This is a genomic window from Streptomyces sp. NPDC041205, assembly GCF_055591765.1.
Window position 1 is genome coordinate 170,403 of record NZ_JBVIZH010000006.1, and the last position, 21,138, is coordinate 191,540.

Sequence of the window (21,138 nt, forward strand, 5' to 3'; positions counted from 1 at the left end):
TCGAGACGCGGCGCGAAATCACCTGGGGCGGGGGCCGCGATGCGCGAGCGGGCGCAGGTCCGACCCCCGGCCGTGACTACTTCGCGCCGGACTCGCCGTCGGTCTTCTTCGGCTCTGCGTCCGCTGCCTCGGGGGCCTCGTCGGCCGTGTCCCGCTTGCCGAGGTCGATGCGCGAGTCGTCCGAAGCGTCCGCGGCCTCGTCGGTCTCGGTGAGGGAGGAGGCGTCGTCGGGCACCACGGGGGCGTCGTCGGACTTCAGGTCGTCCTCGGTGCCGTGAACGATGCGGTTGTACTCGTCGTCGTCGAGGACGGCGCCGATGGAGTTCTTCGCGTACACCGCGTGGACGCCGGGGGCCACCTCGAGGAGGACCGCGTCGTCGTGGACCTCCTTGACGGTGGCGTACATGCCTCCGATCGTGCGGATGCCGGTGCCAGGCGTCATTTCATTGCGCATCTGGGCGGCCGCCTGCTGCTTCCGCTTGGCGGACCGGGTCATCAGGAACATGGCCCCGATGAGCACGATGAAGGGGAGGAGGGTCACGATATTCACGGGACGGAGTTTCCTTCGCACGACCGCGTTCTTGAGCGGCCTGATGGATGGGGGTGGGCGGCGCCGCCCACAAGGGCGGCATCGGCGGAGTCTAAGCGAGTCCGCACCATACGAACAACGCTCAGCATGGCACCGCAGTTCCGGATGGTGCGACTCTCCGCGCCGCCGCGCGTCAGGTCACGACCCGAACAAGTCCTGTTGTCCAGTTCCCGCTCCCTGCCGGGGCGGTACGAGACCCAGATGGGCCCATGCCGCGGGCGTCCCCACCCGGCCCCGGGGCGTCCGGGCGAGCAGCCCCTCCCGGACGAGGAAGGGCTCGGCCACCTCCTCGACGGTCTCGCGCTCCTCCCCCACCGCGACGGCGAGGGTGGACAGGCCGACGGGGCCGCCGCCGAACAGCTTCAGGAGGGCTTCGAGGACCGCGCGGTCCAGGCGGTCGAGGCCACGGGCGTCGACCTCGTACACGCTCAGGGCCGCGCCCGCGATCTCGCGGTTGATCACGCCGTCGGCCTTGACCTGGGCGTAGTCGCGCACGCGGCGAAGGAGGCGGTTGGCGATGCGGGGGGTGCCGCGGGAGCGGCCCGCGATCTCGGCGGCGCCGTCGGTGTCGATGGCCACGTCGAGCAGGTTCGCGGAGCGGTGGATCACGCGCTCCAGCTCGGCGGGTTCGTAGAACTCCATGTGGGCCGTGAAGCCGAAGCGGTCCCGCAGGGGCGGCGGAAGCAGGCCCGCGCGCGTGGTGGCGCCGACGAGCGTGAAGGGCGGCAGTTCGAGCGGGATGGCCGTGGCGCCGGGGCCCTTGCCGACGATCACGTCGACACGGAAGTCCTCCATGGCCATGTACAGCATTTCCTCGGCGGGCCGCGACATGCGGTGGATCTCGTCGAGGAAGAGGACCTCGCCCTCCTGGAGGGAGGACAGGATCGCGGCGAGGTCGCCCGCGTGCTGGATGGCCGGGCCGCTGGTGATGCGGATCGGGGCGCCCATCTCGGCGGCGATGATCATCGAGAGGGTGGTCTTGCCGAGGCCGGGGGCGCCGGAGAGCAGCACGTGGTCGGCGGTGGCGCCGCGCGCGCGGGCGGCGCGCAGGACCAGGTCGAGCTGCTCCCTCACCTTCTCCTGGCCGATGAACTCACCCAGGTCCTTGGGGCGCAGGGCGGCCTCGACGGCCTGGTCCTCGCCGTCGGCGGACGCACCGACCAGTCGCTCGGCCGCACCGGCAGCGTCGTCGGTCGTGTCGTCCCAGTTCATGCGGTGTGCCTCGCGATGCGGTTCGGGGGCTGGCGGGTGCGGTGGTGCGGGTGGCTGGCGAGTGCGGAAGTGCGGGTGGCTAGCGGGTGCGGTTCAGGGTCTGGAGCGCGGCCTTCAGGAGCTGGCCCACCTGCGGCGACTCCATGGCCTCCGCCTGTGGGGCGACGGCGGTGACGGCCTCGTCGGCCTCGCGCGTCGCGTACCCGAGGCCGATCAGGGCGGCGTGCAGTTGGTCGCGCCAGCCCTGGGTGACGGGGGCGCCGATGGCGGGGCCGCCGGTGCCGAGCGGCTCGCCGAGGCGGTCCTTCAACTCCAGGAGCAGCTTCTGGGCGCCCTTCTTGCCGATGCCGGGCACGGCGGTGAGGGACTTCTCGTCGCCCGTGGAGACCGCGCGGCGCAGCGCGTCCGGGTTGTGCACGGCGAGCATCGCCTGCGCGAGCCGGGGGCCGACGCCGCTCGCGGTCTGGAGTAGTTCGAAGGTCTGGCGCTCGTCGTCGTCAGCGAAGCCGTACAGCGTCAGGGAGTCCTCGCGCACGACCAGGGACGTGGCGAGCTTGGCCTGCTGGCCGACGCGGAGCGTGGAGAGGGTGTTCGGCGTGCACTGGACGGCCATGCCGATGCCCCCCACTTCGACCACGGCGGCGTCCGGGGCGAGGGCGGCGACCGGGCCGCTCACGAAGGCGATCATGGCGTACGGCCTTTCGGTGCTTGCTGGGCTTGCTGTGTCTGCTGGGCGGGGCGGGCCCGCTGGAGCTGCTGGGCGTGCCGGGCGGTCGCCTGCTGGAGGCGGTTCTGGGCCACGGCCTGTTGGAGGCGGTTCTGCGCGGGGGCGCGCCAGATGTGGCAGATGGCGAGGGCGAGGGCGTCGGCCGCGTCGGCGGGCTTGGGCGGCGCGTCCAGGCGCAGGAGGCGGGTCACCATCGCGCCGACCTGGGCCTTGTCCGCGCGGCCGCTGCCGGTGACGGCGGCCTTGACCTCGCTGGGGGTGTGCAGGGCGACGGGGATGCCGCGGCGCGAGGCGCACAGCATGGCGACGGCGCTGGCCTGGGCGGTGCCCATGACCGTACGCACGTTGTGCTGGCTGAACACGCGCTCCACGGCGAGGACTTCGGGTTGGTGCTGGTCGAGCCACTCCTCGATGCCCTGCTCGATGGCGACGAGGCGATGGCCGAGCTCGGCGTCCGCGGGGGTGCGCACGACGCCGACGCCGCGCATCGTCAACGGGCGGCCCGCGACGCCTTCGACGACACCGACGCCGCACCGGGTGAGCCCGGGGTCCACCCCAAGTACCCGCAACTCCGCCTCCCCCTCTTCGATCGCCTGTTTGTGCAGGCTATCGGGTGCCACTGACAAAGCGACGGGCCGACGGGGTGTGTCCCGTCGGCCCGTTCGCCCGTTGCCGTGGTGCGCGGCTCAGGCGTCGACCTTGGCCATGACGTCGTCGGAGACGTCGAAGTTGGCGAAGACGTTCTGCACGTCGTCGCTGTCCTCCAGGGCGTCGATGAGCTTGAAGATCTTGCGGGCGCCCTCCTCGTCCAGCTCGACCTGCATGGTCGGGACGAAGTTGGCGTCGGCCGAGTCGTAGTCGATGCCGGCCTCCTGGAGCGCGGTGCGCACCGCGACCAGGTCGGTGGCCTCGCTGAGCACCTCGAAGGACTCGCCCAGGTCGTTGACCTCTTCGGCACCGGCGTCCAGAACGGCCGTCAGGACGTCGTCCTCGGTCAGCTCGCCCTTGGGGACGATCACGACGCCCTTGCGGTTGAAGAGGTACGACACGGAGCCCGGGTCGGCCATCGAGCCGCCGTTGCGGGTCATCGCGACGCGCACGTCGGAGGCCGCGCGGTTGCGGTTGTCGGTCAGACACTCGATGAGCACCGCGACGCCGTTGGGGCCGTAGCCCTCGTACATGATCGTCTCGTAGTCGGCGCCACCGGCTTCGAGACCGGCGCCGCGCTTGACCGCGGAGTCGATGTTCTTGTTCGGAACCGAGCTCTTCTTGGCCTTCTGGATGGCGTCGAAGAGGGTCGGGTTGCCGGACACGTCGGCGCCGCCCGTGCGGGCCGCGACCTCGATGTTCTTGATCATCTTCGCGAAGAGCTTGCCGCGCTTGGCGTCGATCACGGCCTTCTTGTGCTTCGTCGTAGCCCATTTAGAGTGGCCGGACATCTGCCTGTCTCCTTCGCGTAACCAACCAGTACGAACGCCAGAGATCCTACAAGGACCGCGGCGCCTGCTTCGCCCGCACCATGTCGACGAACAGTGCGTGCACCCTGTGGTCGCCCGTCAGCTCGGGGTGGAAGGACGTGGCGAGCGCGTCCCCCTGGCGTACGGCGACGATGTGGCCCTCGTGCTCGGCGAGCACGTCGACGTCGGCGCCGACCGACTCCACCCACGGGGCGCGGATGAAGACACCCTCCACAGGGTCCCCCGCGACGCCCTTGATGTCGACGGCCGCTTCGAAGGACTCGTTCTGCCGCCCGAAGGCGTTGCGGCGCACGATCATGTCGATGCCGCCGACCGTCTCCTGCCCCGAACGCGGGTCGAGGATCTTGTCGGCGAGCATGATCATGCCCGCGCAGGTGCCGTAGACCGGCATGCCGTCACGCACACGCGCGCGGAGCGGTTCGAGCAGGCCGAAGAGCGCTGCCAGCTTGGAGATGGTGGTCGACTCGCCACCGGGGACGACCAGGCCGTCCACCTCGGCGAGTTCTTCGGGGCGCCGCACCGGCCTGGCCACGGCGTCCGCCGTGGCCAGGGCGACAAGGTGCTCCCGTACGTCGCCCTGGAGGGCCAGGACGCCGATCACGGGGGTGTCGTTCATGGGTTACCAGCCGCGGTTGGCGTAGCGCTCGGCCTCGGGCAGGGTGTCGCAGTTGATGCCGACCATGGCCTCGCCGAGGTTGCGGGACGCGTCCGCGACGATCTTCGGGTCGTCGAAGAAGGTGGTGGCCTTCACGATGGCGGCGGCGCGCTTGGCCGGGTCGCCGGACTTGAAGATGCCGGAGCCCACGAAGACGCCCTCGGCGCCGAGCTGGCGCATCAGCGCGGCGTCGGCGGGGGTCGCGACACCACCGGCGGAGAAGAGGACCACCGGCAGCTTGCCCAGCTCGGAGACCTCCTTGACCAGCTCGTACGGGGCGCGCAGCTCCTTGGCCGCGGCGTACAGCTCGTTGTTGTCGAAGCCGCGCAGCTTGGCGATCTCGTTCTTGATCTGGCGCAGGTGGCGGACGGCCTCGACGACGTTGCCGGTACCGGCCTCACCCTTGGAGCGGATCATGGCGGCGCCCTCGGCGATGCGGCGCAGGGCCTCGCCGAGGTTGGTGGCGCCGCACACGAAGGGGGTCGTGAACGCGAACTTGTCGCTGTGGTTGACCTCGTCGGCCGGGGTCAGGACCTCGGACTCGTCGATGTAGTCGACGCCGAGGGACTGCAGGACCTGGGCCTCCACGAAGTGGCCGATGCGGGACTTGGCCATCACCGGGATCGACACGGCCTCGATGATGCCCTCGATCATGTCCGGGTCGGACATCCGGGCCACGCCGCCGTCCTTGCGGATGTCGGCCGGGACCCGCTCCAGGGCCATGACGGCGACGGCACCGGCGTCCTCGGCGATCTTCGCCTGCTCCGGCGTCACGACGTCCATGATCACGCCGCCCTTGAGCTGCTCGGCCATGCCGCGCTTCACGCGGGCGGTGCCGGTCGCGGGGGTGGCGGCCTGGTTGGTGCTGGGGAGCGTGCTGGACACGGGTGACCTCACTCGGGAAAGAAGGCTGTGGCTTGGGAAGCCGGGGCTTGAGGGAGCCGGGGCTTCGGGAAGCCGTGGCCCGGCACGCGGAAGGGCGGCTTCCCGCCTTCTTCCGTTCCGGCCCGGTCTGGCTTCCGTCGCGTTTCCGCTGTACCGAGGAAACGTCCCCGGACCAGGCCACAGCAAGGGCCAATGGTGAGGCTGTGGATCGTTTTCGGTGCGTTACCGGGGTGATTCGGTACGTCACGCGCCCGATCCCGGGGTGGGGTGCGGCGGTCGCGCGTGCTCGGACGGCCCTGGCGGGGCGGGGCCCGGCCGGCCTTGGCGGCGCCAGGGCGGCTGGACGGCCCGTCTGACGCCCTCTTCGCGGCCTGGGCGCTACGAGGCCCCCGGCCGGTCCGCCAGTGCCTCAGGGGCCACGTCGTCCATCTCGAAGGCCATGGGGAACGGGGCGTGTCCGGCGAGCCGGAACCAGCGGACCTTGCGGTGGCGGCGCAGGGCGCGGGCGGCGCGTACGGCGTCGTTGTGGAAGCGGCGGGCCATGGGGACCCGGCGGACCGCCTGGGCCAGCTCGATCGCGGCCCCCTCGCCACCCGGGGCCTCCCGTACCGCCTCGACCTGGCCCGCGTCCTCGAATACCGCCCGCAATGCCTGGCTCAGCTCGCTCTCGGCGACCTCCCGATGTTCCTCCTCCGCCTGCCGGGCCGCGTGCGCCGCCTCGTACAGGACGATCGACGCCGCCGGGTCGAGCACGCCGGAGGTGGCCACCTCCTGGGTCACCGAGGCGCGGCGCAGCAGTTGCGCGTCCAGGGCGGCGCGGGCCGCGTCGATGCGCGCGTGCAGCCGGTCGAGGCGTCCCGCGGTCCAGCTCAGGTACAGGCCGATCGCGAAGAGGCCGACGGCGATCCAGATCAACGTGGAGGTCACGGCCGCAAAGGTACCCGGCGGGGGCGCCGGGGACGGCGGGGGCCGGTCGGCCTGCGCCTCGGGGCGGCCCCGGGATGCCCGTCCGCCGGGGGCGCCGTCGATCGGCCTTCGGCCTCGTCCTCAAGCGCCGGACGGGCTGGATTGTCCCCGTCCGCCGGTGGGGGGGGTGTCGGCCTTCGGCCTCGTCCTCAAACGCCGGACGGGCTGGAGTTGCCTGCCCCGGCCCCGTGCCTACAACTTGTCCTTCGCCAAGCCGAAGCGTGCTCGCAGGCCCGAGCGTTCGTCGGTCGCCACCGCTGCCGCTCCGTCCGTCACCGTCTCGTAGACGGACAGGATGTCGGCGCCGACGGTCGACCAGTCGAAGCGGCGTACGTGCTTGGTGCCGCGTTCGCGGAGTTCCTCGCGGCGGTCGGGGTCGCGCAGGAGGCGGATCGCCGCGTTGGACAGGGAGTAGGCGTCCTCGTTGGCGAAGAGGTCGCCCGCGGCGCCCTGGTCGAGGACCTGGGCGAAGGCGTCGAGGTCGCTGGCCAGGACGGGGGCGCCCGCCGACATCGCCTCGACGAGGATGATGCCGAAGCTCTCGCCGCCGGTGTTCGGGGCGACGTACACGTCGACGCTGCGCAGCAGCCGCGCCTTGTCCTCGTCGCTGACCATGCCGAGGAACTCCACGCGGGAGCGCAGCTCGGCGGGCAGGGAGGCGACGGCCTCCTCCTCGTCGCCGCGGCCGGCCACCAGGAGGCGCGCCTCGGGGCGGGCCGCGAAGATCCGGGGCAGCGCCCGCATCAGCACCGGCAGGCCCTTGCGCGGCTCGTCGATGCGTCCGATGAAGCCGATCGTCTGGCCCTGCCACTCCGGCTTGGGCTCGGCGCGGGCGAAGAAGTCGACGTCGACCCCGTTGGGGATGACCACCGCGTCGCCGCCCAGGTGCTCCACGAGCGTGCGGCGCGCGTACTCGCTGACCGCGATGCGCGCGCTGATCTTCTCCAGGGCGGGCTGGAGGATCGGATACGCGGCGATCATGGCCCGCGAGCGCGGGTTGGAGGTGTGGAACGTGGCGACGATCGGCCCCTGCGCCGCCCAGCACGTGAGCAGCCCGAGCGACGGCGAGGTCGGCTCGTGGATGTGGATCACGTCGAAGGTGCCGTCGTGCAGCCAGCGGCGTACGCGCGCGGCCGAGAGGAATCCGAAGTTCAGCCGCGCCACGGAGCCGTTGTACGGAACAGGAACGGCCCGGCCCGCCGACACCACGTACGGCGGCAGCGGGGTCTCGTCGTCCGCAGGTGCGAGGACGGAGACCTCGTGTCCCAGGCGGATGAGGTGCTCCGCCAAATCGCGGATGTGGAACTGGACGCCGCCCGGCACGTCCCACGAGTAGGGGCAGACGATGCCTACCTTCACGGCGACCCCTCGGTCGCCGGGCCGTCCGGCGCCTTGGCCGGGTCCAGGTCGGCGAGCCAGAGGCGCTGGAGCATGTGCCAGTCCTCGGGGTGGTCGGCGATGCCCGTGGCGAAGGCGTCGGCGAGGGCCTGCGTCATGGCGGCCGTCCTCTCGCCGCGCGTCCCCGTCTCGGGCACGTCGACCGGCGGGTGGACGCGGCCGCGCATGACCGGCGAGTCGTCGTACCAGAGCGTCACCGGGAGCAGCAGCGCGCCGGTCTGCTGGGCGAGCGCGGCGGGCCCGGCCGGCATCCGCGCGCTCTCGCCGAAGAACTTCACCTCGACGCCGGACGCCGACAGATCACGGTCCGCGACCAGGCAGACGAGGCCGCCCGCGCGCAGTCGGCGCGCCAGCGTCCCGAAGGCGGAGCCGCCGGTGTGCGGCAGGACCTCCATGCCGAGGCCGCTGCGGTAGGCGACGAAGCGGTCGTACAGGGACTCGGGCTTCTGCCGCTCCTGCACGGTCGTGAAGGGCGTCTCCAGCTTCGTGGTGACCCAGGCGCCCGCCAGGTCCCAGTTGCCGAGGTGCGGCAGCGCGAGGATCACGCCCCGGCCCGAGGCCAGGCCGTCGGTGAGGTGGTGCAGGCCGTCGGGGACGAAGCCGTTCCTGATGCGGTCCTTGCTCCAGGCGGGCAGCCGGAAGGACTCCATCCAGTACCGCATGTACGAGCGCATGCCCGCCTTGGACAGCTCGGCGAGCCGCGCCGGGGACGCGTCGGGCACCACGCGCGCGTAGTTCGCCTCCAGGCGCAGCACGCCCTTGCCGCGCCGCTTCCAGGCGAGGTCGGCGATGGTGCGGCCGAGGCGCACGGCGGCGGGCTCGGGAAGCTTCTTGACCGTGCTCCAGCCGAGGCCGTACAGCGCGTCCGTGAGCTTCTCCGTAGTGGGGCTCATGAAGCCGTCTCGCTCTCCTGTGGCGTCTCGCTGGCGGCCTCCTGGTCCGCCTCCTCCGCCTCACGGCGCACGGTCACCACGCGCTGGACCAGCGTCACGAGGCTGCCGACGGCGACGATCCACAGGGCGACGGGAAGCAGCACGTCGATGCCGGGAACCCCGAACTTGTGCAGTCCGGCGAAGCCCGCGGCGACCAGCGAGATCACCAGCCGCTCGGCGCGCTCGACCAGGCCGTTCACGGCGACCGGCAGCCCGATGGCCTCGCCGCGCGCCTTCGTGTACGACACGACCTGGCCGCTGGCCAGGCAGAAGATGGAGACCGCGCACAGCACGTTGTTGTCGCCGGACCCCGCGTACCAGAGCGCGAAGCCGCCGAAGATCGCGCCGTCCGCGACCCGGTCGAGCGTGGAGTCGAGGAACGCCCCCCACCGGCTGGAGCGGCCGAGCTGGCGCGCCATGTTGCCGTCGACCAGGTCCGAGAACACGAACAGCGTGATGACGACCGTGCCCCAGAAGAACTCGCCCCGGGGGTAGAAGACCAGCGCTCCCGCCACGACACCGGCCGTGCCGATGAACGTCACCGTGTCGGGGCTGACCCCGCGGCGGATGAGAAACGCGGCGAACGGTGTGAGGACACGCGTGAAGAATGCACGCGCGTACTTGTTCAGCATGGCCTTCCCGAGGGTCGGTGCCCATGGCGGCCCCGTTGGCCACCGGCTGGCCCATCGTAGTCACGCTCACGACACACCGGCTCGCCCCCTCACGATCGCGTACGACGTATGGACGCACCGTGACACGAGTGCAAAGCTCGAAAGCACCGCGGGCGTCGCCGGAGCCGCCTCCGCACGCGGGTCCCGTGTGTCCGCGCACAGCCAGCATCCCTGAGGGGGCTGAGCCTCCTCATCCATGCGCGTAACCGGGAGGCCAAGGCATGGGCGACAAGGCGAACGCACACCCCGGAGCCGCCGGCAGGGCAGCGACGGCCGACCATCCCGCGTCCGTACGGAATGTGGTGCTGGTCGGCCACAGCGGATCGGGCAAGACGACTCTGGTGGAAGCCCTCGCGCTGACCGCGGGGGCGGTGAACCGGGCGGGCCGGGTGGAGGACGGCACCTCGGTCTCGGACTACGACGACATAGAGCACCGCCAGCAACGCTCCGTACAGCTGTCCCTCGTCCCCGTCGAATGGGGCGGCTACAAGATCAATATCCTGGACACCCCGGGATACGCCGACTTCGTCGGTGAACTCAGGGCCGGTCTGCGCGCGGCGGACGCGGCCCTTTTCGTCGTCTCGGCGGCCGAGGGCGCCGAGGGCATCACCGGCGCGACCCGCATGGTGTGGGAGGAGTGCGCCGCGGTCGGCATGCCGCGGGCCATCGTGGTCACGCACCTGGAGGCGGCGCGCGCCGACTTCACGGACATCACGCGGTGCTGCGCCGAGGCCTTCGGCGCCGACGACCCCGACGCCGTACTGCCGCTGTACCTGCCGCTCCACGGCGAGCAGGGCCCCGACGGGCACGCGCCCGTCACCGGCCTGGTGGGACTGCTCTCGCAGCGGATCTTCGACTACGCGTCGGGCGAACGCAAGGAGTCCGAACCGGGCGCCGACCAGCTGCCGGTGATCGAGGAGGCCCGCAACAAACTCATCGAGGGGATCATCGCCGAGAGCGAGGACGAGTCCCTGATGGACCGCTATCTCGGCGGCGAGGACATCGACTACGAGACCCTCGTCCAGGACCTGGAGCGAGCCGTCGCGCGCGGCATCTTCCACCCGGTCCTCGCCGCAGCCCCCGCCGCCGAGGGCGCCCGCCAGGGCCTCGGCACCGTCGAACTCCTGGAGCTGATCACCGGCGGCTTCCCCACCCCCCTGGAGCACCCCGCCCCGGCCGTCACCACCCCCGCCGGCAAGCCCCGCCCGGCCCTCACCTGCGACCCCGAAGGGCCCTTGGCCGCCGAGGTGGTCAAGACCGCGTCCGACCCCTACGTCGGCCGGATCTCGCTGGTCCGCGTCTTCTCCGGGACCCTGCGGCCCGACGAGACCGTGCACGTGTCAGGTCACGGCCTCGCCGACCGCGGTCACGAGGACCACGACGTCGACGAGCGCGTGGGCGCCCTGTCCTCGCCGTTCGGCAAGCAGCAACGCACCCTCAGCCAGGCCATCGCGGGCGACCTGGCCTGTGTCGCCAAACTCGGCCGCGCCGAGACCGGCGACACCCTCTCCGCCAAGGACGACCCGCTCCTGATGGAGCCCTGGGACATGCCCGACCCGCTGCTCCCGCTCGCCATCGAGGCGCACAGCAAGGCCGACGAGGACAAGCTCTCCCAGGGCCTGTCCCGGCTCGTCGCCGAGGACCCGACGATGCGGCTCGAACAGAACCAGGACACCCACCAGGTGGTCCTGTGGTGCCTGGGCGAGGCCCACGCGGACGTCGCCCTGGAGCGGCTGCGCCACCGCTACGGCGTGCAGGTCGACCTCGTACCGCACAAGGTCTCCCTGCGGGAGACGTTCGGGGGCAGGGCCGCCGGGCGCGGCCGCCATGTGAAGCAGTCGGGCGGCCACGGGCAGTTCGCGATCTGCGAGATCGAGGTGGAGCCCCTGCCCGGTGGCAGCGGCATCCAGTTCGTCGACAAGGTCGTCGGCGGCGCGGTGCCCCGGCAGTTCATCCCGTCCGTGGAGAAGGGCATCCGGGCGCAGGCGGCCAAGGGGGTCGCGGCCGGCTATCCGCTCATCGACGTGCGCGTCACCCTGCTCGACGGCAAGGCGCACTCGGTGGACTCCTCCGACGCCGCGTTCCAGACGGCGGGCGCGCTCGCGCTGCGGGAGGCGGCCGCGGACGCCACGATCCACCTGCTCGAACCCGTCGCCGAGGTGCGGGTCCTCGTCGGCGACGAGCACGTGGGCTCGGTCATGAGCGACCTGTCCGGGCGGCGCGGCCGCGTCGTCGGCACCGAACAGGCGCCGGGCGGCCGCACCCTGGTCCGGGCCGAGGTGCCCGAGATCGAGATCGGCCGGTACGCGGTGGACCTGCGCTCCCTCTCCCAGGGCACCGCACGCTTCAGCCGGTCCTACGCCCGGCACGAACCGATGCCTGCCCAGCTGTCCCACAAGATCCGCGAACAGGCCGAGCACGGCGTCTAGTTGACCCGGCCCGGCCCGTCGCCGCCCGCCCGGAACCCCTCCGGCGGGCGGCATTTCGCGGCCCCCTGCCGGATGTCGGTGCGCACCGATACGCTGATGACCTGATCAAAAGCTGTACCGGCCAGGTCAACAGGTGTGCCGGGCAACGCAGTCGGGAATCTCGGGAAACAACACACTCGGGAACCAGCGCAGTCGGGAAACAACGCAGTCGGGAAGAGTCGCGGCGCCAGGGGCGGTGCGGCGTTGGGGGCGGCAGGTGGCGGACGACGTATTCGACTTCAGGCCAGGGGCCCAGGTCCCGCTGTCGGGCGCCGCAGGGCAGACCGCGGCGACGCATGCCCTGGCGTCGGCGGCGTATCGCGACGGCGAGGTCGACGACATCCTCAAGGCCAACAGCGACTGGCACAAATCCGTGGTGAAGCCCGGACTGTGGTCGCTGTGCAAGCCCAGCCTGGGCGAGGCCTTCTCACGGACCGTGCAGGTGCGGATGCTCGGCGGCGCCCGCCCGGCGCTCATCCAGTCCTTCGGCACCGAGCCGCAGGCGGTCGTCGAGCACTGCCTGGCGGCCAACCGCATCCGCAGACAGCGCGACAGCTGGCTCACGGCCGTCATGGCGATCTGCGGGCTGCTCTTCCTGCCCGGCCTGCTCGCCTGGCTCCTGGTGTTCACCGCCCGCCGGTGGATCTCCAAACAGAAGGACAAGCGCACCCAGGCCATCGCCACGGCCCTCCTCGTCGCCCTCGGCGTCCTCGTCGTCCTGCTCCTGATCAAGCTGCCCTTCGGCGGCTTCTGGGCCTGGTATCTGCGGATCTGCCCCATCGTGCCGGTGCTCGGCTGGTTCTGGGCCAAGCATGTCGCCGAGGGCACCGCCAAGGACCTGCGGGACCGCTGGGACAGCCTGCTCGCGGGCGGCGGCATCGGCGCCAAGATCCCCGAAGCGGTCCCCGGCAGCCCCGGCGAGACCGCGGCCGAGCGGCTGCGCCAGGGCCTCGCCCGGCTCTCCGCCGAGCAGCAGTCCAACTCCGTCTTCTACGCCGGGCCCAAGGGAATACTGGGCATGGGCACCCGCTGGGGCAGCTGGCAGCTCGCCGAGGAGCTGACCCCCCGCGAAGAGGGCAAGGAGATCAACCCGTTCCGCAGCTGGGACGTCATACGCGCGGTGCACGACCAGCTCCGCATGCTGGAGCGCGGCCCCCTGCACACCGGCGGCTTCCCCACGCCGTCGATAAAGCACTGGGTCGTCACCCCCATCGGGGAGAACGCGGGGTCGGTCTCCCGCCCCTCGGGCACCGACGTCGACGCCTTCCAGATCAAGGGCCACGAGATACAGCGCATCTGCAACGAGCAGCAGTTCGGCAGCGGCGACCGGCACTATCTGGGCGTTCAGTTCACCCTCTGGGACGGCCAGTTGGTGATCACCATGCTGATCACGGTCACCGTGCTGCACGAGACCCTGCGCATCGAGGTCACCGGGCACGCGCTCGGACCCGTGCACTCGCTGTTCACCAGCAAGCCCTCCCCCAAGACCAAGACGGTCAGCAAGACCGTCAAGTTCTGGGAGACCAAGACGCAGCAGCTGCCGCTCGTCGACGCCCAGGAGGTGGTGCGCCTCGCCGTGCGCGCCCCCTTCACCTGGTATCCGCCGATGCTGGACTACCTGGGCGGCAAGCTCGTCCTGCCCGAGCCGTTCGGCCTCCGCCACGCCTGGGCCGACAAGCCGTGGCGGCACCGCTTCATGGCCGACGACGCGCTGCGCGCGGCCACGCCGGTGCTGCGCGTCGTGCACTCGGCGGCCATCAAGGTCCTGGAGGAGAACGGCGTGAACACCGACCGCTTCAGCGGCCGCGCCACGTTCCTCAGCGGGGCGGTGCAGGACCCCATGCCGCGCAACGCGGACGTGTACGGCACCTAGACCCGGCCACGGGGAAGGGGGGCGGCGCGATCGGATCGCGCCGCCCCCTTCCCCGTTTCTCCGTGCGTTCGGGCGCTACGCCACGGGCCACGCCTCCGCGAGCATCTTGCGGGTGTCGGCGAGCAGTTGGGGCAGCACCTTCGTGTGGCCGACGACCGGCATGAAGTTGGTGTCGCCGCCCCAGCGCGGCACGATGTGCTGGTGCAGATGGGCGGCGATGCCCGCGCCCGCGACCGTGCCCTGGTTCATGCCGATGTTGAAGCCGTGCGCCCCGGAGGCGGTGCGCAGCGCCGTCATCGCCTGCTGGGTCAACTCACCGAGTTCGACGGTCTCCGGACCGGTCAGCTCCGTGTAGTCGGCGACGTGGCGGTAGGGCACCACCATCAGGTGGCCGCCGTTGTACGGATAGAGGTTGAGCACCGCGTACACGTGCTCGCCGCGGGCGATGATCAGCCCGTCCTCGTCCGATTTCGCCGGGATCGAGCAGAAGGGGCAGCCGTCGTCCGCCCCTGGGCCGGTGGGCTTGTTCTCGCCCTGGATGTACGCCATCCGGTGAGGCGTCCACAGGCGCTGGAACGCGTCCTGCGTCCCCACTCCGATCTGCTGCTCCGGCTCAATCGTCATGCTGTGCAGCATATGACTTCGCCCGCGCGCAGCGTGCCGCCGGGGCGGCCCCCGGGCCGCCCCCCGGCCAGGCCGGGGCGACAACCGATGACCGATGAGAGCGCCCGCCCGGCGCCCGAGGGCGCGCGGCCCTTCTGGGAGCGCTGTGGCCCCCGGGGGGGGGCGTCCCCCGGGGGCCTCCTGAAAGCGTCCCGCGCGGCGTCAGACCTGCACGCGCTCCTCGACGACCTTCACGATCTTCGCGATGGCCTCGTCGACCGGGATGCCGTTCTCCTGCGAGCCGTCGCGGTAGCGGAAGGACACGGCGCCGTGCTCCATGTCCTCGTCGCCCGCGATGACCATGAAGGGCACCTTGGCCTTCTGCTGGTTGCGGATCTTCTTCTGCATGCGGTCCGAGGAGGCGTCCACCTCGACCCTCAGGCCCTGGGCGCGCGCCTTCTCGGCGAACTCGCGCAGGTACGGGATGTGGGCGTCGCCGATCGGGATGCCGACCGCCTGCACCGGGGCCAGCCAGGCCGGGAACGCGCCCGCGTAGTGCTCGAGGAGCACGCCGAAGAACCGCTCGATGGAGCCGAACAGGGCGCGGTGCAGCATGACGGGCTGCTGGCGCGAGCCGTCCGCCGCGGTGTACTCCAGGCCGAACCGCTTGGGCTGGTTGAAGTCGACCTGGAGGGTCGACATCTGCCAGGAGCGGCCGATCGCGTCCTTCGCCTGGACGGAGATCTTCGGGCCGTAGTACGCGGCGCCGCCCGGGTCGGGCACCAGCGGCAGCCCCTGCTTCTCGGCGGCCAGGCGCAGCGCCTCGGTGGCCTCCGCCCAGTCCTCGTCGGAGCCGATGAACTTGTCGGACTCGGGGTCGCGCGTGGACAGCTCCAGCTCGAACTCGTTCAGGCCGTAGTCGCGCAGCAGGTCGAGGACGAACGTGAGGAGCTTGTCCAGTTCGTCCGCCATCTGCTCCTTGGTGCAGTAGATGTGCGAGTCGTCCTGGGTGAAGCCGCGCGAGCGGGTCAGGCCGTGTACGACGCCCGACTTCTCGTAGCGGTACACGGTTCCGAACTCGAAGAGGCGCAGCGGCAGTTCACGGTAGGAACGCCCGCGCGACTTGAAGATCAGGTTGTGCATGGGGCAGTTCATGGCCTTGAGGCGGTAGTTCTGCCCGTCGAACTCGATGGGCGGGAACATGCCCTCGGCGTAGTGCGGCAGGTGCCCCGAGGTCTCGAAGAGGTGCTCCTTCGAGATGTGCGGGGTGTTCACGAACTCGTAGCCGGTCTCCTCGTGGCGGCGCCGCGAGTAGTCCTCCATCACCTTGCGGACCACGCCGCCCTTGGGGTGGAAGACCGCGAGGCCCGGGCCGAGCTCCTCGGGGAAGGAGAACAGGTCCAGCTCCGCGCCGAGCTTGCGGTGGTCGCGCTTCTCGGCCTCGGCGAGGAACTCCAGGTGCGCCTTCAGCTCGTCCTTGGACGGCCACGCGGTGCCGTAGATGCGCTGGAGCTGGGGGTTCTTCTCGCTGCCCCGCCAGTAGGCGGCGGCGGAGCGCATCAGCTTGAACGCCGGGATGTTCCGGGTGGTGGGCAGGTGCGGACCGCGGCAGAGGTCCTTCCAGCACAGCTCGCCGGTCTTGGCGTCGATGTTGTCGTAGATGGTCAGCTCGCCGGCGCCCACCTCGGCGTCCGCGCCGTCGGCGGCGTTCGCGGCGTTGCCCTTGAGGCCGATGAGCTCCAGCTTGTACGGCTCGTCGGCGAGCTCGACGCGGGCGTCGTCGTCGTTGGTGACGCGGCGCGCGAAGCGCTGGCCGCGCTTCTGGATCTCCTGCATCTTCTTCTCGACGCGCTTGAGGTCCTCCGGGGTGAAGGGCTCGGCGACGTCGAAGTCGTAGTAGAAGCCGTCACGGATGGGCGGGCCGATGCCGAGCTTGGCCTCCGGAAACAGCTCCTGCACGGCCTGCGCCATCACGTGCGCGGTGGAGTGCCGCAGGATGTTCAGGCCGTCCTCGGAGGAGATCTCGACGGGCTCGACGACCTCGCCGTCGGCGACCGCGTACGCCAGGTCCTTCAGCTCGCCGCCCACGCGGGCCGCGACGACGGTGCGCTCGCCGTCGAACAGGTCGGCGGCCGTGGTGCCCGTGGTCACCACGCGTTCTTCCCGCTCGGAATCGCGTTGGATGATCACACGGACGTCTGACACCGGTTTCTCCTGCCTGAAGGGGGCTGCCCTGCTGGAAGCGGGCCGCGCAGACTCTGCTCCTGCGCGCGCAACGAATCGTACCGAGCCCCCGGGGCCCATCGCGAAACGGATAAGCGCGACGCCGGACCGCCCCGGCTCCGCCGCGCCCTCCGCAAAGCTCGCCGCGCGCCCCTTCGGTACCCGCCGAGCGCCCCCGCAGCACCCGCCGCACGCCCCCTCAGTACCAGCCGCGCGCCCCCTCAGTCCCCGCTGCAGGCCTCCTCGAAGAAGTCCAGATTCTCCTGGAGCGACTTCATCAGGCGGTCCCGCTCGGCCTCGTCGACCTGCACCGGCACCACCTCGGCCGCCTCGGTGAGCCTGCGGAAACCGCCCCGGCTCTCCAGTCGCCCCTGCACCCGGATCGGCAGGCCGACCAGATGCGCCTGCCCCGCGATGCGGTAGTCCTCCTCGTCCAGCGCCATCCGGACATGCGTGACCTCCGCGCCCGCGAGCACCCGCACCCGCACCGTCCCGGCCCCGCGCGGCCCCGACCGCCGCATGCGCACCACGGCCCCGGTGATCCGCACCGGGACCGACGGCTCGGCGCGCAGATAGCGGGCGCTGGCCTCGCGCAGCACAGGCAGGTCCCCGGGCGAGAACTCGACGGGCCCGGCGGCCACGGCGCAGCCCTCGGGCACCCCGGCGGCGGGTGACCAGGACACTTCGACCCGGGCGCCCTCGGTGCCGCGGACGAGGGCGACGACGGCCTCGATGAGTTCGTGGCTGACGCCGGCGGCGACGGCGCCGTCGAAGGCGTCCATGCCGCCGGTGGCCCGCCGGTAGTCGACGGCCTCGCGGGCGGCGTACAGCGCCTGGTGCAGCCGCACGGCGAGCGGCCGCCCGGCGGCGACCGGGACGAACGCGGTCAGTCGCCGTCCGCCGGGGGCGGGTCCGACGAGGATGTCGTCCAGGAGGGCGGTCGCGGGGCGGCGATGGCGCGCGCCGTGGTACCCGGCCCGGGCCCGCGCGGCGAGCGCCCCGGCGAGCAGCATCTGGCGCGCGGCGGCCCGCAGGCGTTCCTCGACGGTCCAGGACGCGCTGTCGGCGGGCCCGCTCGGCACGTCGCGCCACCAGCGGATCTCGTCGCTGGGCACGGCGAGGGAGACCAGGACGTCGCGGGCGGACGGCGAGGAGCTGCGGGCGAGTGCGGTCAGGGCCTCGCCGATCAGGTCCTCGCAGTCGGGGAAGGACCGGCTCTCCGGTACGAGCAGGCTGATGCCGCCGTTGCCGGGTCCGGGTGGGGTCCAGCGGGAGTAGCGTCCGGCGGCGCCGCCGCGGCGGCGCCAGCCGTGCCGGTCGAGCAGCGCGCCGAGCACGGCGGGGTCGACCTGGCCGGGCGCGGGCGGATCGGACCAGAGGCCGGGGGTGTGGACGGGGTGGGGCCTGGGGCCGCGTGGCGGCGCGGGCTCGTCGATCGGGCGGTGCATCAGGGTCTCCCTCCCGTCCCGACCCGCGTCATGATCTCGCAGAGCGCGCGGTCGTCGAAGATCCGCGAGGTCGGGACACGGACGGTGGTCCTTCGCCTGCCTGTCACCGGGTGTCCGGCGAGGTTGGTCCAGTAGCAGCAGTGCCGCAGGTCGAGCCGGTCGTGCCCGGCGCGCAGCCAGTCGTCGCGGGAGCGGGGCACGATCATCACGACGAGGATCTTGTGCACCGACACGGGGGTGCGGGCGAGCTTCTCCAGATGCGCGTTGTCCAGCGTGAAGGAGAAGGCGGGCCCCGCCGGCCGGGGCGGTATCTGGTACGTGCACTTGAGCTGCACCTTGATGGTGACTTCGTCGTCGACCGTGTGCCCGGGGGCGCTGTGGCTGACGTGCCAGTCGATGCCGTTGTCCGGAAAGGGCTGGGAGAGCGAGCACCCCGCCGCTGCTGCGACGGCGTGCAGATAGCCCACCTGAAGGGTCTCCATGCAGGCGGTGGTGGCGAGTGTGCCGCGCGGCGGTGCGATCCGCTCGGGCAGCAGCCCACCCTGTTCGGGCTGCGCGAGCGCCATGTTCAACAAGCCTTCCGAACCAGACGTTTCCCCGCTGGGGCCGGTCGATGTCCGTGCCCTGTACCTCTGTTGTCTCCGGGCCGGGTTCGGCGCAAACGGCCCGGGTATCACCAGCGTGGGCAGTTACGCAGGTCAACTGCCGGAGCTGAACGAGGAGTTGCGTCAGGATGACGTGCTGGTACGAGGGCCCATTGGCCGCATTCGACACGGAGACCACGGGTGTCGACGTCGAGACCGACCGGATCGTGTCGGCCGCCGTCGTCGTTCAGAACGGCGCGGGGGCCCGGCCCCGTGTCACCCGCTGGCTGGTGAACCCGGGCGTTCCGGTGCCCGCCGCCGCGACCGCGGTGCACGGGCTCACCCAGGAGCATCTGGAGCGCAACGGCCGCTGGCCGGCTCCGGTGATGGAGGAGATAGGGCGTGAGCTGGCGGAGCAGGGCGCGGCGGGCCGGCCGCTGGTGGTGATGAACGCGCCGTTCGATCTGACGCTGTTCGACCGGGAGTTGCGCAGGCATCGCGCCTCGTCGCTCGCGCGGTACCTGGAGAGCCGGCCGCTGTGCGTGCTCGATCCGCGGGTCCTCGACCGCCATCTGGACCGCTATCGCAAGGGCCGCCGCACGCTGTCGGACCTGTGCGCGCACTACGAGGTGGAGCTGACGGGCGCGCATGACGCGGCGGCCGACGCGCAGGCCGCGCTGGATGTCGTCCGTGCGGTGGGGCGCCGTTTCTCTGCCCGGCTCGACCGGCTTTCCCCCGCCGAGCTGCACACGCTGCAGGCGGTGTGGCACGCGGCTCAGGCGCGCGGGCTCCAGGCGTGGTTCGCGCGCAGTGGTACGCCGGAGGTGGTCGATCCCGCGTGGCCGCTGCGACCCGAACTGCCCGCCGCCGCCTGAGCGTCGGGGCGTCTCCCGCCGGGTGCGGGCATGAAAAAACCGGTCCGTCGGGGACGGACCGGGATTCTCCGGGTGGGCGATACTGGGTTCGAACCAGTGACCTCTTCGGTGTGAACGAAGCGCTCTCCCACTGAGCTAATCGCCCGGGAACGCACTGAACAATACAGGTCCGGGCGCCGTTGGTTCAAACCGCTTCCAGGTACGCGACGAGCCCCCGCCGCCCCGACCGCATCATCAGGGCGTGGTTGACGAGGAACAGGGGCCGACCGGGTACGGCGAGGCGCCGCATCAGGACTTTGCGGACGTCGACCTCCTGGTCGTAGCACGCCCTGGTGCCGCCGTCGGCCGCGGTGAGCGTCCAGCGCGCCCAGCCGTCGAGGTCGCCGGTCATGGTGACCTCCAGGACCCCTTGGCCGGGGTCGCGGCGGCTCTCCTCGGCGGTGACGACGAGGTCGTACGGGAGCAGCGAGCGCAGGCGCGCGGTGCCGGTGCGCTCGTCGAGGGGGGTCACGGCACGTACCTGGGGCCACCAGCGCGGGTAGTCCTGGGCCCGCTCCAGGACGGCGTACACCGTCTCGGGGGTTGCGTGCAGATTCCATACGCTGCGGAAGCGGTAATGGCACCAGTCCATGGGGCCAGTCTGCGGCCGGGCCGATTTCCGCGCGACCGAACGGACGGATCGTCAACTCGCAGAAATAGGAACGAGTTATTCCGGAAGGCGCGCACGGGGTGTGAATTTTTATGAAAGGCCGTCACATACGGCCGCGTATACGACCCGGCATACATCCGGGCATACGACAGTGGCCCGGAGGCTGTTTCCAGCCTCCGGGCCACAATCCCGGGTGGGCGATACTGGGTTCGAACCAGTGACCTCTTCGGTGTGAACGAAGCGCTCTCCCACTGAGCTAATCGCCCGGGCGCAGAGAGAACATTACCCCATGTCAGAGGGTGCCCCCGACCACCCCGACCGGGGTGGCCCACACCCCGACGGAGCCCGCCTCACTGATCGTTGATCTTCCAGGGCATCTGGATGCCGAACTTCCACAGATAGATCCCGCCGAGGGCCGCGACGATCACCAGCGCGATGCTCGTGAGGATGATGTTGCGGCGGCGGACACGAGGGTCGAGGGCACGCTGCGCGGCCTCGGTGACCTTCCGCTTCGTCCAGCGGAGCACCAGCTGCGCCCAGACGAACTCGGTCGCCCAGATCGCCATGCCGCCGAAGATCACGACCCAGCCCGGCCCCGGCAGGGGCAGCATGATGATGCCGGCGACGACCACCGCCAGACCCACGATGAAGACGCCGACCTGCCAGCTCAGGTGCAGCGTCCGGCGGGCCTTGATGAACTCAGGCGCCCGGGAACCAAAGGGCTTCTCGGCTTTGACCTGCTCGGCCACGTCGTCGACGGCGTCGGCCACCTTCGACTCGTCACTCCCCGTATTCATGCCGCCAAACCTTACCGGACAGAAACCCGTCACCGGAATGGCCGTACGAACCAATCGGACAGTCCGCCATACGAGCCACCTAAAGACACCCAAAACTCCCAGAGG

General features: G+C 71.3%; 19 protein-coding genes, 2 tRNA genes and 1 pseudogene. 3 read left to right on the forward strand and 19 right to left on the reverse strand.

What is annotated here, in order from left to right; all coding sequences use genetic code 11:
• Window positions 1–76: 76 nt before the first annotated feature.
• The 11 genes and pseudogenes from yajC to pgsA all read right to left on the reverse strand — a co-directional run bounded on the left by yajC (window position 77) and on the right by pgsA (window position 9,529).
• The gene (yajC, locus tag ACZ6BG_RS25835; RefSeq protein WP_469005567.1) at window positions 77–550 is read right to left on the reverse strand and encodes a preprotein translocase subunit YajC; all 474 of its coding nucleotides are present in this window, start codon (window positions 548–550) and stop codon (window positions 77–79) included.
• A 177-nt stretch (window positions 551–727) separates the two neighbouring features.
• The gene (gene ruvB, locus ACZ6BG_RS25840; protein WP_030360506.1) at window positions 728–1,801 is read right to left on the reverse strand and encodes a Holliday junction branch migration DNA helicase RuvB; all 1,074 of its coding nucleotides are present in this window, start codon (window positions 1,799–1,801) and stop codon (window positions 728–730) included.
• A gap of 79 nt (window positions 1,802–1,880) precedes the next feature.
• Window positions 1,881–2,489 (reverse strand): Holliday junction branch migration protein RuvA, encoded by a 609-nt coding sequence (gene ruvA, locus ACZ6BG_RS25845; protein WP_469005570.1) that lies wholly within the window; start codon window positions 2,487–2,489, stop codon window positions 1,881–1,883.
• Window positions 2,486–3,097: a crossover junction endodeoxyribonuclease RuvC gene (gene ruvC, locus ACZ6BG_RS25850; protein WP_469006196.1), complete on the reverse strand. Its 612-nt coding sequence runs from the start codon at window positions 3,095–3,097 to the stop codon at window positions 2,486–2,488. The genes ruvA and ruvC overlap by 4 nt, the downstream gene beginning before the upstream one ends.
• Window positions 3,098–3,214: 117 nt before the next feature.
• A complete protein-coding gene (locus ACZ6BG_RS25855) occupies window positions 3,215–3,967 on the reverse strand; it encodes a YebC/PmpR family DNA-binding transcriptional regulator (protein WP_030360509.1) in 753 nt (250 codons plus the stop codon).
• 46 nt (window positions 3,968–4,013) lie between these two features.
• Window positions 4,014–4,622, reverse strand: coding sequence for a pyridoxal 5'-phosphate synthase glutaminase subunit PdxT (pdxT, locus tag ACZ6BG_RS25860; RefSeq protein ID WP_469005573.1), 609 nt, complete (start codon window positions 4,620–4,622; stop codon window positions 4,014–4,016).
• 3 nt (window positions 4,623–4,625) lie between these two features.
• The gene (gene pdxS, locus ACZ6BG_RS25865; RefSeq protein ID WP_468453501.1) at window positions 4,626–5,474 is read right to left on the reverse strand and encodes a pyridoxal 5'-phosphate synthase lyase subunit PdxS; all 849 of its coding nucleotides are present in this window, start codon (window positions 5,472–5,474) and stop codon (window positions 4,626–4,628) included.
• A 450-nt stretch (window positions 5,475–5,924) separates the two neighbouring features.
• Entirely contained in the window at window positions 5,925–6,473 is a 549-nt protein-coding gene (locus ACZ6BG_RS25870; protein ID WP_469005576.1) for a hypothetical protein, read from the reverse strand.
• A gap of 231 nt (window positions 6,474–6,704) precedes the next feature.
• Window positions 6,705–7,871: a glycosyltransferase family 4 protein gene (locus ACZ6BG_RS25875; protein ID WP_469005578.1), complete on the reverse strand. Its 1,167-nt coding sequence runs from the start codon at window positions 7,869–7,871 to the stop codon at window positions 6,705–6,707.
• Entirely contained in the window at window positions 7,868–8,803 is a 936-nt protein-coding gene (locus tag ACZ6BG_RS25880) for a phosphatidylinositol mannoside acyltransferase (protein WP_469005580.1), read from the reverse strand. Before ACZ6BG_RS25880 ends, ACZ6BG_RS25875 begins: the two co-directional genes overlap by 4 nt.
• Window positions 8,800–9,529: pseudogene (gene pgsA / locus ACZ6BG_RS25885) on the reverse strand (phosphatidylinositol phosphate synthase). Before pgsA ends, ACZ6BG_RS25880 begins: the two are co-directional and overlap by 4 nt.
• Window positions 9,530–9,734: 205 nt before the next feature.
• On the opposite strand from pgsA, the gene ACZ6BG_RS25890 reads away from it, so the two are divergent.
• Complete coding sequence (locus tag ACZ6BG_RS25890; protein ID WP_469005582.1) at window positions 9,735–11,942, forward strand: elongation factor G-like protein EF-G2; 2,208 nt, start codon at window positions 9,735–9,737, stop codon at window positions 11,940–11,942.
• Between the two features lie 256 nt (window positions 11,943–12,198).
• Window positions 12,199–13,854: a hypothetical protein gene (locus tag ACZ6BG_RS25895; protein WP_469005584.1), complete on the forward strand. Its 1,656-nt coding sequence runs from the start codon at window positions 12,199–12,201 to the stop codon at window positions 13,852–13,854.
• Between the two features lie 75 nt (window positions 13,855–13,929).
• On the opposite strand, the gene ACZ6BG_RS25900 is transcribed toward ACZ6BG_RS25895, so the two are convergent.
• The 4 genes from ACZ6BG_RS25900 to ACZ6BG_RS25915 form a co-directional block, all read right to left on the reverse strand.
• The gene (locus ACZ6BG_RS25900; RefSeq protein ID WP_469005586.1) at window positions 13,930–14,490 is read right to left on the reverse strand and encodes an HIT family protein; all 561 of its coding nucleotides are present in this window, start codon (window positions 14,488–14,490) and stop codon (window positions 13,930–13,932) included.
• Between the two features lie 189 nt (window positions 14,491–14,679).
• Window positions 14,680–16,662 carry a threonine--tRNA ligase gene (thrS, locus tag ACZ6BG_RS25905; RefSeq protein WP_385716422.1) on the reverse strand — a complete coding sequence of 661 codons (1,983 nt, stop codon included), beginning with the start codon at window positions 16,660–16,662 and terminating at the stop codon, window positions 14,680–14,682.
• A 239-nt stretch (window positions 16,663–16,901) separates the two neighbouring features.
• Window positions 16,902–18,131 (reverse strand): hypothetical protein, encoded by a 1,230-nt coding sequence (locus ACZ6BG_RS25910; RefSeq protein WP_469006198.1) that lies wholly within the window; start codon window positions 18,129–18,131, stop codon window positions 16,902–16,904.
• Window positions 18,128–18,694, reverse strand: a complete 567-nt coding sequence (locus ACZ6BG_RS25915) for a DUF4365 domain-containing protein (protein WP_030360522.1) — start codon at window positions 18,692–18,694, stop codon at window positions 18,128–18,130. The genes ACZ6BG_RS25910 and ACZ6BG_RS25915 overlap by 4 nt, the downstream gene beginning before the upstream one ends.
• A 167-nt stretch (window positions 18,695–18,861) precedes the next feature.
• Between ACZ6BG_RS25915 and ACZ6BG_RS25920 the strand changes: the two genes are divergently transcribed.
• Window positions 18,862–19,587: an exonuclease domain-containing protein gene (locus tag ACZ6BG_RS25920; RefSeq protein ID WP_469005590.1), complete on the forward strand. Its 726-nt coding sequence runs from the start codon at window positions 18,862–18,864 to the stop codon at window positions 19,585–19,587.
• A gap of 73 nt (window positions 19,588–19,660) precedes the next feature.
• Here the strand turns inward: ACZ6BG_RS25920 and ACZ6BG_RS25925 are convergent.
• The 4 genes from ACZ6BG_RS25925 to ACZ6BG_RS25940 all read right to left on the reverse strand — a co-directional run bounded on the left by ACZ6BG_RS25925 (window position 19,661) and on the right by ACZ6BG_RS25940 (window position 21,033).
• Window positions 19,661–19,732, reverse strand: a tRNA-Val gene (locus ACZ6BG_RS25925).
• A gap of 39 nt (window positions 19,733–19,771) precedes the next feature.
• Window positions 19,772–20,218: an SRPBCC family protein gene (locus ACZ6BG_RS25930; protein WP_469005593.1), complete on the reverse strand. Its 447-nt coding sequence runs from the start codon at window positions 20,216–20,218 to the stop codon at window positions 19,772–19,774.
• 212 nt (window positions 20,219–20,430) lie between these two features.
• Window positions 20,431–20,502: transfer RNA gene (locus tag ACZ6BG_RS25935), tRNA-Val, on the reverse strand.
• 84 nt (window positions 20,503–20,586) lie between these two features.
• Window positions 20,587–21,033 (reverse strand): TIGR02611 family protein, encoded by a 447-nt coding sequence (locus ACZ6BG_RS25940; RefSeq protein WP_468453194.1) that lies wholly within the window; start codon window positions 21,031–21,033, stop codon window positions 20,587–20,589.
• Window positions 21,034–21,138: the final 105 nt, after the last annotated feature.

What these genes read in the sequence shown, in the direction of transcription:
- ACZ6BG_RS25900 (WP_469005586.1), bottom strand. Translation starts at nt 14,490, where the DNA reads ATGCTGCACAGCATGACGATTGAGCCGGAGCAGCAGATCGGAGTGGGG.
- ACZ6BG_RS25855 (WP_030360509.1), bottom strand. Translation starts at nt 3,967, where the DNA reads ATGTCCGGCCACTCTAAATGGGCTACGACGAAGCACAAGAAGGCCGTG.
- ACZ6BG_RS25915 (WP_030360522.1), bottom strand. Translation starts at nt 18,694, where the DNA reads ATGGCGCTCGCGCAGCCCGAACAGGGTGGGCTGCTGCCCGAGCGGATC.
- ACZ6BG_RS25930 (WP_469005593.1), bottom strand. Translation starts at nt 20,218, where the DNA reads ATGGACTGGTGCCATTACCGCTTCCGCAGCGTATGGAATCTGCACGCA.
- ruvB (WP_030360506.1), bottom strand. Translation starts at nt 1,801, where the DNA reads ATGAACTGGGACGACACGACCGACGACGCTGCCGGTGCGGCCGAGCGA.
- ACZ6BG_RS25940 (WP_468453194.1), bottom strand. Translation starts at nt 21,033, where the DNA reads ATGAATACGGGGAGTGACGAGTCGAAGGTGGCCGACGCCGTCGACGAC.
- ACZ6BG_RS25920 (WP_469005590.1), top strand. Translation starts at nt 18,862, where the DNA reads ATGACGTGCTGGTACGAGGGCCCATTGGCCGCATTCGACACGGAGACC.
- ruvA (WP_469005570.1), bottom strand. Translation starts at nt 2,489, where the DNA reads ATGATCGCCTTCGTGAGCGGCCCGGTCGCCGCCCTCGCCCCGGACGCC.
- pdxS (WP_468453501.1), bottom strand. Translation starts at nt 5,474, where the DNA reads ATGGCCGAGCAGCTCAAGGGCGGCGTGATCATGGACGTCGTGACGCCG.
- ACZ6BG_RS25880 (WP_469005580.1), bottom strand. Translation starts at nt 8,803, where the DNA reads ATGAGCCCCACTACGGAGAAGCTCACGGACGCGCTGTACGGCCTCGGC.
- pdxT (WP_469005573.1), bottom strand. Translation starts at nt 4,622, where the DNA reads ATGAACGACACCCCCGTGATCGGCGTCCTGGCCCTCCAGGGCGACGTA.
- ACZ6BG_RS25890 (WP_469005582.1), top strand. Translation starts at nt 9,735, where the DNA reads ATGGGCGACAAGGCGAACGCACACCCCGGAGCCGCCGGCAGGGCAGCG.